This window comes from Microcoleus sp. MON2_D5 (genome assembly GCF_036701905.1).
Classification (GTDB): domain Bacteria; phylum Cyanobacteriota; class Cyanobacteriia; order Cyanobacteriales; family Microcoleaceae; genus Microcoleus.
Genome location: NZ_JAUBRM010000144.1, coordinates 1 through 10,541, shown reverse-complemented (window position 1 = coordinate 10,541; position 10,541 = coordinate 1). Strand labels below are relative to the sequence as shown.

At 47.3% G+C, this 10,541-nt stretch carries 6 protein-coding genes and 1 pseudogene; 3 read left to right on the top strand and 4 right to left on the bottom strand.

Going from position 1 to position 10,541, the window contains the following annotated elements; all coding sequences use genetic code 11:
- Positions 1-571 precede the first annotated feature (571 nt).
- The 4 genes from larE to fraC all read right to left on the bottom strand — a co-directional run bounded on the left by larE (position 572) and on the right by fraC (position 4,308).
- The gene (gene larE, locus QUA47_RS28915) at positions 572-1,399 is read right to left on the bottom strand and encodes an ATP-dependent sacrificial sulfur transferase LarE (RefSeq protein WP_190657542.1); all 828 of its coding nucleotides are present in this window, start codon (positions 1,397-1,399) and stop codon (positions 572-574) included.
- 358 nt (positions 1,400-1,757) lie between these two features.
- Positions 1,758-2,531, bottom strand: coding sequence for an ABC transporter permease (locus QUA47_RS28910; RefSeq protein WP_190657543.1), 774 nt, complete (start codon positions 2,529-2,531; stop codon positions 1,758-1,760).
- A gap of 254 nt (positions 2,532-2,785) precedes the next feature.
- Positions 2,786-3,784 (bottom strand): DUF5357 family protein, encoded by a 999-nt coding sequence (locus QUA47_RS28905; RefSeq protein WP_333433318.1) that lies wholly within the window; start codon positions 3,782-3,784, stop codon positions 2,786-2,788.
- A gap of 5 nt (positions 3,785-3,789) precedes the next feature.
- The gene (fraC, locus tag QUA47_RS28900; protein WP_190657547.1) at positions 3,790-4,308 is read right to left on the bottom strand and encodes a filament integrity protein FraC; all 519 of its coding nucleotides are present in this window, start codon (positions 4,306-4,308) and stop codon (positions 3,790-3,792) included.
- 227 nt (positions 4,309-4,535) lie between these two features.
- On the opposite strand from fraC, the gene QUA47_RS28895 reads away from it, so the two are divergent.
- From QUA47_RS28895 to QUA47_RS28885, 3 genes and pseudogenes are all read left to right on the top strand, one after another.
- Positions 4,536-5,669: a cob(I)yrinic acid a,c-diamide adenosyltransferase gene (locus tag QUA47_RS28895; RefSeq protein ID WP_333220858.1), complete on the top strand. Its 1,134-nt coding sequence runs from the start codon at positions 4,536-4,538 to the stop codon at positions 5,667-5,669.
- A 463-nt stretch (positions 5,670-6,132) separates the two neighbouring features.
- Complete coding sequence (locus QUA47_RS28890; protein WP_333433317.1) at positions 6,133-8,115, top strand: calcium-binding protein; 1,983 nt, start codon at positions 6,133-6,135, stop codon at positions 8,113-8,115.
- Between the two features lie 780 nt (positions 8,116-8,895).
- Positions 8,896-9,743 (top strand): annotated as a pseudogene (locus QUA47_RS28885) (IS630 family transposase); the annotation flags it as partial.
- Positions 9,744-10,541: the final 798 nt, after the last annotated feature.

Sequence of the window (10,541 nt, the reverse complement as noted above, 5' to 3'; positions counted from 1 at the left end):
GCTTTCAAAAAAATGTTATGATGTGTGGTATCGCTTTCGCGTGGCTTTACTCAACCATATAATTATAGTTCATTTGAGCTGATATTCTCTATTTGACCCTCACGAGTGAGTGTCAGTAACATGATACCTCATCTTTCGGAGAAAGGCTATATGCGCGTCATAAAAACCAGTATCCTTAAAGCTTTTGGATTTTAAAGTTATTTTTTTCATACCCTGATTAAGCAATAGCACTTTGAGATTGCTTCATATTGTTTCCGGTTGCATCGGAATGATATAGAGGACACCGCGAGTGCCTAAACCCCTACAATGAATGGGGGTAGGGACTTAGGCACTCGCGGTGTCCTGACTGTGAGTAATATTAATTCCGATGCTACCCGAGTTGATATCACTGAGTTCGCTGGGCGACAGAAATACGTTACTTTTGCGTAAGTCTTGTAATCCTAACAATTCGAGCCTTGAAAGGTATAAGTTGCTACATCAACAAAGGTAAATGTTCGGTTGACATTGTTCCCCTTTTTCCATGTCCCAAACTACATCAATCATGAGAAATTTTTGTATTCGGGAAAATTAATCAACCTTTTGCCTGCAACAACTGCGGCTGCAAAACCTGATTTAATTTGCCGCTGCGAAACCCCTCCAAATCCAAAGTCGCGTACACAAAACCAAACTCCTGAAACACCGCCACCAGTGCAGGCAAATCCGTATTTAGCACAAACTCCTGAATTTCCTCTGCGGGTAACTCAATGCGCGCCGTATCTCCGTCCGATCGCACTCGCAAATTTTTCAGTCCCAACTGGCGCAAATACCGTTCAGCGCGCCCCACTCTTTGCAACTTTCCAACGGTGATTTCTTCGCCGTAAGGAAAGCGCGAACTCAGACAAGGTTGAGCAGGTTTGTCCCACCAAGGCAAATCCAATTCTTTCGCCAACTGTCGCACTTCAAATTTAGTGATCCCTACTTCTGCTAAGGGCGATCGCGCACCGCGTTCCTTTGCCGCCTGAATCCCTGGACGGTAATCCTTTAAATCGTCAGCATTCACCCCATCCACCACATAAGGATAACCCTTTGCTAGTGCTAGCGGTTTCAAAGTATCGTGCAGTTCGCTTTTGCAGAAATAGCAGCGGTTAACCGGGTTGGAAGTGTAATTTGGATTTGCCATTTCCTGAGTTTCTACTTCCTGGTGGGCAATCCCAATTTCTGCTGCTTGAATGCGCGCATCTTCTAAATCTTCTGGCAGTAAAGATGGGGAAACTGCCGTCACTGCCAAAGCGCGATCGCCCAACACATCAAAAGCGATTTTTGCCACCAAAGTGCTGTCAATTCCACCGGAGTAGGCAATCAAAGCCCGTTCCATTTGTGCGAAAATATCTTTTAATTGTTCGAGTTTTTCCACTAACATAATTTCAATTTTTGTTACTGCTAAGCTATCGCAATCTAATTTACAGGGTGATTTCTCTTCAACATCTTTAGGGCTTACGCACGATTGTTTAGAAACGAGGTTTTTTTTACGAAAAGACGCGTTGTAGACCGCAGATTCGGTAACAAACCCGGTTTCTGGGCCCCGATGCGTAAGTCCCGATCTTGTGGGGAGGGCAGAAAAGCCCGCCCAAAGGTACTATTTAAATACAGAAGAGCTTATTCGGGATCAATTAAAAGTTTGAGTTTTAGTCGAGATTTCTGAGTGATCGCCTCCTTGATATTTTAGCGTGATAATTTGATAGATATACTCAAACTTTTGAAAGTAGGGCAGGCGCGTTTTAAAATTCCCTACGGGAAAATATGGCGATCGCAATTGACAGCAGCAGCACCACATACAGCAAACCGTAGGCAGCATCTGTAATCAAACCTGCTAAGTAAGGAACTTGTCCGTAAACAGCATCGTTTCTCAAATTGAATCTGGCTAAATCCGGCAAAACCAGATAAAGTCCCATCATCAATTGTTCAAGGCCAGGATTTTTAGTTAACTTGCCCAAAGCCACTAAATCCCGCGTCGAATGTCCCATTAAATAAACGCCAAATGTCAGTAAAGTCGCCAGCAGCGAACTGCTAAAAACCCCAAATAAAATCCCGACACCAGCCATCAGACACAGTTCAAACCACACAAACAACGAAGCGATTAAAATGCTTTCCAAAGGGAAAGGAATGCGGCTCAAACTCAGAATAGCCAGATAGATAACAGTCATTGCTGCTACAAGCACCGCCAGCACCGCCGACAGCCCTAAGTGCTTGCCCACAATTAACTCAGCCCGACTTATCGGCTTAGCAACTAACAGATAAACAGTGCGCTTTTCTATTTCTTTGTTGACCAGTCCGGTAGCCACAAAAACTGTGGCAATCAGACCGAGAATGCTCATAGCAGCCAAACCGACATCTAAGATAATTTTCTTCTCGGTTGTCGCCGCCAATTCCGGTATCAAGCGTACCGAGGCGCCCATCAACAGAGCAAAAATAATAATTAAGTAAAGGATGCGATCGCGAATTACTTCCCAAAATACATTGGTCGCGACTGTCAAGATTCTTCTCAAATTCATCTAGTTATTAACCCGCTGGAAACTTTCGCAATCAATACTTTAATATAAAGAAGAAGGAAGTTCGGCAACGCGCAGTGAAGGGGGAGTTAAGGGATTTAACGGATTGGATGTTGAAGGAAGAAGTCCGAGGTTTGAGGGAAGATTCTCCCCCATCTCCCACTCTCCCCATCTCCGCCTCTCGGGCTCGGATACTCTCCCCATCTCCCCCTCTTCCCCTTTCTTCTGGAACACTCTCCTAACTGCCTGAGACAAGCTCAAACTTGACTGTCCCCCGCCGTTCCATCTTTTTTCTGTCCGGGTTGAGAGCGTTTGATGGCACCGCAGGTTACAGTCGCCCTATTGCCTATCTCGAACACCTCGCAAGATTTGATAAACGAATATGTTTCCGGTCTAAAAACCAGCCCCAGCCAAATTGCCTCCATCTCTAACTGATAGCGGGAATCTCCTTGGACGATCGAAGTTTTGACATCCCACTTCGCATCTTCTGCGACTACCCCAGTTGTTTTTAAGGCTTGATTCCGCAGAAAAAACCGCTCGTTGTCCATATCTATTAACATTTGCTCTACCTGCGCCCACGGTTTTGTGCGGGCTTCATTTTGTAGGTATCCCTCCATTGCATTGAGGATAACAACTCCTCGGGAGCGATTAATAGTTGGCTGTTGAAATGTCACGACATAATCGCTTTGCCTCAAATCCTGGGATAAAACGCTCGGGTACTGTCGTATCCAACCTTGAATTAAAAAGTGAAAAGCAAACCAACAGGAAAACAGCAGGTGAACTAGAGTAATCATCAAAAACTGAGGGCGCACCAACGACCTGATACCTTCCCGTTTTGACTCGCTATTCCAAACCTCTATTGTAGCAAGAACTACTACTGCTATAATTGGGCCGGATATCCATGCTATTTCCTTCCTATCCGACGGCAATCTTACCAGCAACCACAATCCAATTAAAATGCTTGTCACCCACGGACTCAGACTTACTCCTTTAATCACAAAAGGTTGCTGACTGGTCAGCAAACCCATTGAAAGTGTAAAAAATAACCAGCTCATATCAAAAAGCAGAGTTCTCGTCCGCCAGTCAGTGACTGTCGCCACTGTCAGCAAAGCTAAAAAGATGCTGAGCAGTAAAGGAGTCTTCCAGTGGACAACTTTAGGCGGAATCATCGCCTTTTGGATTTTTTTATTGGTTTCCCAAAGGTTGTTTGTCAGTTTAGTGAGTTGCTGAGTGACATCCAAAAATTGCTTCATCATAAATTTCAGTAGACGCTTTGCAAAAACAACACGGTTAAAATAACGACATTGCTAACAGTGTGGGCGATTAAAATTCCCCCAAATTGGGTAGTTACTTGAAAAGTTCTTTTGGGAGCACGGCGGGTGAGGGTTGGCGGTCCTAAAAACTGAGGCTTGGAAGCTTTTTTATTGCCGGAAACCATGTTTTCTATGAATTCTAATCCCTGCCATTTAGCTATAAAAGTTACTGCTAATACTGAGAGTGCTATCAGAGTTATTGGAGCGTAAACATTATCCCCTCTGCCTAATAAAATATAACCGATAAGCTGTTCCCGTAAATCTTTGGTAAGAACGCTTTCAATGCCCAAGAAAACTAACCAGCCCACACAAGTGCAAGAGAGATTGAGGATGGCTGTATATTCAATGCTGGTTTTGGGGCCGAGTTTAAGTAGTTTTTGCAAAAACCACGATTCGATCGCGATCGCCAAAAACATAATTAAAATTTGCACCAAAACAGTCCGAAATGGGAAAACACTCGCAATCATAAGCTTTCAGGTATATCAGCCCGTGTTAAATTTTAATTGTACAGCACAAACGGAATAATCTTAACCGGAGGTTTGAGTACCTGATTGCGTTAGATCGATGCTTAAAAGATTGGGCGTTAGGAATTATCGTATAATCTGTTGAGATCCGCCAAGAGAATGGAAAAATTAAACATTCAAGGCGCGCGATCGAATACCCACCCCGCTACAGACTCAAACAACTGCTGATTATGGTAAGGAATGGCATTGGTATTCGGACAGCCTCATCCCGGTCGGAACGCGCCGCGGGCCAGATTCACGTCTACGACGGCGCTGGTAAAGGCAAGTCTCAGGCAGCTTTGGGAGTAGTGTTGCGGTCGATCGGGCTGGGTATTAATTCTGACTCGCCCACGCGAGTCTTGTTGCTGCGCTTTCTCAAAGGCCCCGGCCGCTCCTACGACGAAGACGGGGCAATAGAAGCCTTGCAACGGGCATTTCCGCACTTGATCGACCAAGTGCGAACCGGCAGAGCCGAATATTTTGGGGCCGAAGCAATCACCCGCTTCGATCGCGCAGAAGCTCAGCGAGGCTGGGATATCGCCAAAGGAGCGATCGCCAGCGAGCTGTATTCCGTGGTGGTACTAGACGAACTAAACCCCCTATTGGACTTGGGTTTGCTGCCAGTTGACGAAGTAGTCCAAACCCTCAAAAACAAACCCGAATATTTAGAAGTAATCGCCACAGGCCGAGCGGCGCCCCAAGCTTTGCTGGATATTGCCGACTTGCACTCAGAAATGAAGCCGCACTATCACCCCGCAGCGGCAGAGCATCATATTTCCGGTATCGAAATATACACGGGAGCGGGGAAAGGCAAGTCTACGAGCGCTTTGGGCAAAGCTTTGCAGGCAATAGGTAGGGGTATCAGTCAAGACCAATCTCACCGGGTGTTAATCGTGCAGTGGCTCAAAGGTGGCACCGGTTATACAGAAGATGCGGCGATCGCAGCTTTGCGGCAAAGCTATCCACAGCTAGTAGACCACCAGCGGTGCGGCCGAGATGCTATAGTTTGGCGGGGGCAACAGCAAGAGCTAGACTGCATAGAAGCAGAACGCGGCTGGGAAATCGCCAAATGTGCGATCGCCAGCGGCTGGTATAAAACGATTATTCTCGACGAACTCAATCCCACAGTAGACTTAGAACTGCTGGCAGTAGAGCCGATCGTAGAAGCCCTGCTACGCAAGCCGCGGGATACAGAAATTATTATCACCGGGCGCTGCCACAAACCCCACGCTTACTTTGACTTGGCAAGCGTACACTCCGAGGTATACTGTCACAAACACTACGGCGATCGGGGCGTAGAACTAAAGCGGGGCGTAGACTTTTAAAGCCCGGAGCGGTACGCAGTTCAATCCGGGCCAGAATTATTAAATGACAGCCCTGCCTGGAAAACCGGAAATTGCCACAAAGCCTTGTTACCAAGTAACAAATCTCCCAATTTCCCTTGTCTTCCCGATCACCCTGATCTGCCTTTTTTAATCTTTAATTTCCTCCCCTGGACGCGATCCCCGACCGCCAATCCAGAATGGAACATTAAGAATATGAGCCGCGTCTTATGGAGCGTGAGCACCTGAGACAGTGCACCAGGATTATTAAAGGGTGAAGACTTTGAAAATAAAAGCTTACAAGCAAAAAGTCCGCGAGGGAGAAAGTCTAGACAGGGTTAAGGCCAGTAGGCTAGACTTGCGGCTGGCAAACAGGTTAAACTACAGCGGAATCCAAACATTCGGTGTTCTAGGCAGTGTCTGTAGTCGCACCAGCGATGACCAACAAGTAGAGGAGTGAAGCTTTATGACAACGTTAGATGACAATCCTAATCAACTAGATTTAAACCTTCCGGGACTAGGCCCGGATACAGTATTCGCCGGAGCCGGGGCGGATTTCGTTAGAACTTCCACCCTGGGCGGCAGCTTAATATTTGGCCAAGCCGATAACGATACTCTAGTTTCAGTTGGCCCGAACGATACCATATACGGGGGCGACGACGAAGACTCAATCAGATCTCAGCGCACTCCGGCTTTGCTGTTTGGCGACGCAGGCTCGGACACCATAGTCGCTGAAGCCCGCGCTACCGTGGCCGGCGGTTTGGGAGAAGACATCCTCCAAGGTACTGTCGAAGCTAACCTGATGTTTGGTAATCAGGGCGCAGATACGATTCTGGGAGGGGCGCAGAGAGGAGATTCCCTCTACGGCGGTAAGGACAATGACGCGATCGGCTTCTTCATCGCAGGCGGTGGGAACAACCTTTCTTTACAGGGTGGCTTGGGTATTGGCTTCGCTGGCAATGAAGGCAGCAACTACTTGCGGGGTGATTTGGGCGACGACTTGGTTGTAGGTATCAATGTAAGAGACACTCTCTTTGGCGGTAGAGGCAACGACACCCTAAGAGGTGTGGCCAGCAACAGCTACCTGTCGGGCGATCTTGACGACGACATCTTAGTCATTACCAACAGTACCCAAAGCAGCCCATTTACTTCCTCCGTCATCACGATCGGCATTGAGAGAACCACCTTGATTGGTGGTGGCGGCAACGATTCTCTCACCGGGGCGATCGGCGAGTTTGGTGCCGGCAGAAACTTCTTTGAGGGCGGCGACGGTAACGACACGATCAACGTTTTTGCCACTTCTGATACTGCGTTGGGAGGTGCAGGCGACGACTTCATCGTGTCGGCGTCGGTGCCGAATGTAATTTCGAGCGTAGGCGCCTCCAGTGTATTTCCAGGCTTCGCGGGTCGCAACTTGCTCGACGGCGGAGTGGGCAATGACACGATCGTCGCTGCCTTCTCCAGCGATACGATGATTGGCGGTGAAGGCAACGACAGCCTGAGCGGTACCTTTACTAATGCAGCCGGTGGAGATGGCAACGATACTATCAATGCTACCAGGGCCATTTTTGCTGGTACTGGTACTGCTTTGATTACTCTCGAAGGCGCGCTGGGCAACGATCTGTTAATTGGCTACACCAATCCTGCTCCTACTCCTAGCAGCAACTTCACCGTCACCAACCTCATGAACGGTGGCGAGGGAAGTGACACCATCATCTTTGGCAGCGAGCGCGATCGCGTGATCGGCAACTTTGCGGGTAACGACTTCATCTCCTACGCTAGCAGCGTCACCTTTAGCGGCACAGTAGCCAACTTGATTACCGATACCTTAGGCAGCAACTTCATTACTGGTGGCAACGGCACTGATGTCATAACTACTGGTAGCGGGGATGACATACTGTTCGGTGACTCATCCAATGCTACCGACTCCCTCGCTGGGGACGATACCTTAAATGCCGGTGCCGGAAACGACACGATGCTGGGCGGGTTTGGAAACGACTATTTGATCGGCGGTGACGGTAACGACTCTCTCGGCGGCGGGCCGGGTGCTGACACCCTGATTGGCGGCTCGGGTAATGACAGCTTCTACTACAACAACTTCGGCGAGGGCGCCGTGGGTACTAACCCAGACCAAATCGGCGATTTTACGATCGGCCAAGACAAGTTTATCTTCCAAATCAATGGCTCCAACGGCTTCCCCAACTTGAGGGGAGTGCAAAATACGAATCGACTTTCTTCGCAGGCGTTCTTGGCGGTTGAGAGTGGGCAGTACACAAGCAGTTTTGGTCCAGCCGGGGCGGCCGGGGCAGAGCCGTTCGTCTTTTATGAAAATTCAACTGGACGACTAGGATTTGACTCTAACGGTTTTAGTACTGCTGACGGAGTAGTTACGCTGGCAATTCTGAATGGCAGACCGGGCATTACGGCTGCTGACATTACCCTGATTTAATTTGGGTAAAAGTGGGTGGGGTCGATTCTGAAACATCGCCGTACCAACTCCAAAAACTAATTGTGCTATGTTTCGAGCTGGGGATATCAATCCCTGGCTTTTTTGTGGGCATTAGCATGGGGCAATTTTAGATTTTACATTTTAGATTTTAGATTGGTAATTTTAATCGAAAATCGAATGGGGTATGGAACGGGTTCACCGGTGAATTTGGCCACGACCCAATAATCTTTAGAACTGACGCATCAGAACCAAAGAAACCAAGTTTTTCACTCCTAGTTAAAAGCCGGGATGCAGTATTTCGGTAAAAACCCGGTTTCTGCCTCCAAGACTAAGCTTGATAAACCCGCCCCCAGCCCAGTCAAAAAGTGAGGTACAAATAAGGAAAACAATTAAAGCCCTTGATATTGTTGCTTTAACAGAAGATTTAGAAGCAAGCCATTTTGTAAAAAAAATAAATCATTAAATTATAGCAACCGTCAAGGCGGTTAGGACATAGAAGGTGGGTTGAGGCTCACGTTCGCTCTTTAGGAAACAGAGACGGACTCGCTTGAGTGTGAGGGTGGTTACCCAGAGTCCACGATGGCGTGCGATCGGGCGGGCGATCAAGTTGGCTGCATTAACGTCGCGAGGGTTAGGGGCGATCGAGAGCAAGAGTCCGCGAGGTTGGCACTGGCATCACTTGTCGCCACCAGTTCCGCAAGATCATCCTCAATTGAACAGACAAGACATCAAAAAATTGCTAATTTTGTAGTCGAGATTTCTGTGTTGCGATCGCCCCCCATGCCCAAACCCTATAGTTACGACCTGCGAAAAAAAGTGATCGAAGCCATTGAGCAAGATGGTATGAAGATTAGTGTTGTCAGCCAACTGTTCAATATCAGTCGGAACACCATTGACTTATGGTTGAAGCGACAAGCTGAAACAGGAGACTACCAAGCTCTGCCGGCATCAACCTCCCGGCAATAACAATAAGATTGCGGACTGGGAGAAATTCCGTGATTTCGCCAAGATTCATGGGGATAAAACGCAAGTAGAAATGGCTAAACTTTGGTCAGGGCAGATTAGCGCTCGCACTATTTCACGGGCTTTGCAGAAAATTGGCTTTACGCGAAAAAAAAGACCTATGGCTATCGTGAAAGAGATGAAGAGAAACGACAGGCATTTATAGCGCATTTGTCAACAGTGTGTCCATCAAAGATTGTATACCTTGATGAATCACCGGATGGATAACCGAGACGAGTATAGTTATGGTTGGAATCAAAGAGGACAACGTTTTCATGCTCTCAAATCAGGGCGACGAGATGGGCGGGTGAACATGATTGCTGCCCTATGCAACCAAAAACTAATCGCTCCTTTTACTGTTGAAGGAGCTTGCAATCGAACGGTATTTGAAACGAAAGTTGGAAACTTGTTTACTTCCAACTGTTCAACCAGGACAGATTGTCATCATGGATAATGCCACGTTTCATAAAGGCGGTCGGATATCGCAACTGATTGAAGGTACAGGTTGTCAATTGCTATACTTACCTCCCTATTCTCCTGACCTAAACAAAATTGAACAGTGCTGGTCTTGGTTAAAAAGTCGCATCCGCAAACAGCTCGATCAGTTTAATTGTTTGCGCGATGCGACCCTTGGATGTCTTGCGTCTTGCGTCCTAACCGCCTTGGCGGTTGCTATACATAAAGGACAAGTAGGAACAGTTGTGATGGAATTTGATGGCAGTGCTTTGGAGGTATAAATTTTTCATCTACATGGCACAACTTATGCAAGGGAGACAATTCCCGCCACAATGTTAATGCTTTTACATTATGAATTAGTAGAATCTGTAGGGGCGGTTCGCCGATGAATTTTGGCACGCACCAATAATCTTTATCAGGACTTACGCACGGGGACTAAAGAAACCGGGTTTTTTCACCAAGATTAAGGGTGTGAAACAAATATTTTGGTTGAAAAACCCGGTTTCTGAACACAGTTCTGTTAAGCCCGATCCCCCCTAGCCCCACCCTCCGCAGCCCACCCCCTACTCCTCCAAGGGGGGAATGAAGGGGGGACAAGAACTTAGTCAAAGTCGCCCTTATTAATGGGAATTTAGGGCGATTTCCGAGGAATAAACAGTTTTAACCCAAGCGTATTGCTTTATAGTCAGCGCTGGACGCACTCCGGCAAAGAAACCGGGTTTTTTACCGAATCTGCTGGCTGCAACGCGTCTTTTCGTCCATCAAACGCGGTTTCTGGGTTCCAATGCGTCCAGGACTATAATCTCGGAAAAATATCTATAAAAAAAACCAGCAAACGATATGTTTGCTGGATTGAGTAGGCAGGAAACTTGTAGCAAATACTGTTACTAAGCGGGTGCATCTCACTTTTGCAAATATATGAAAAAAGCGCCAAAATGAAAAAGCTAGTAAAACTGTGAAAAAAGATG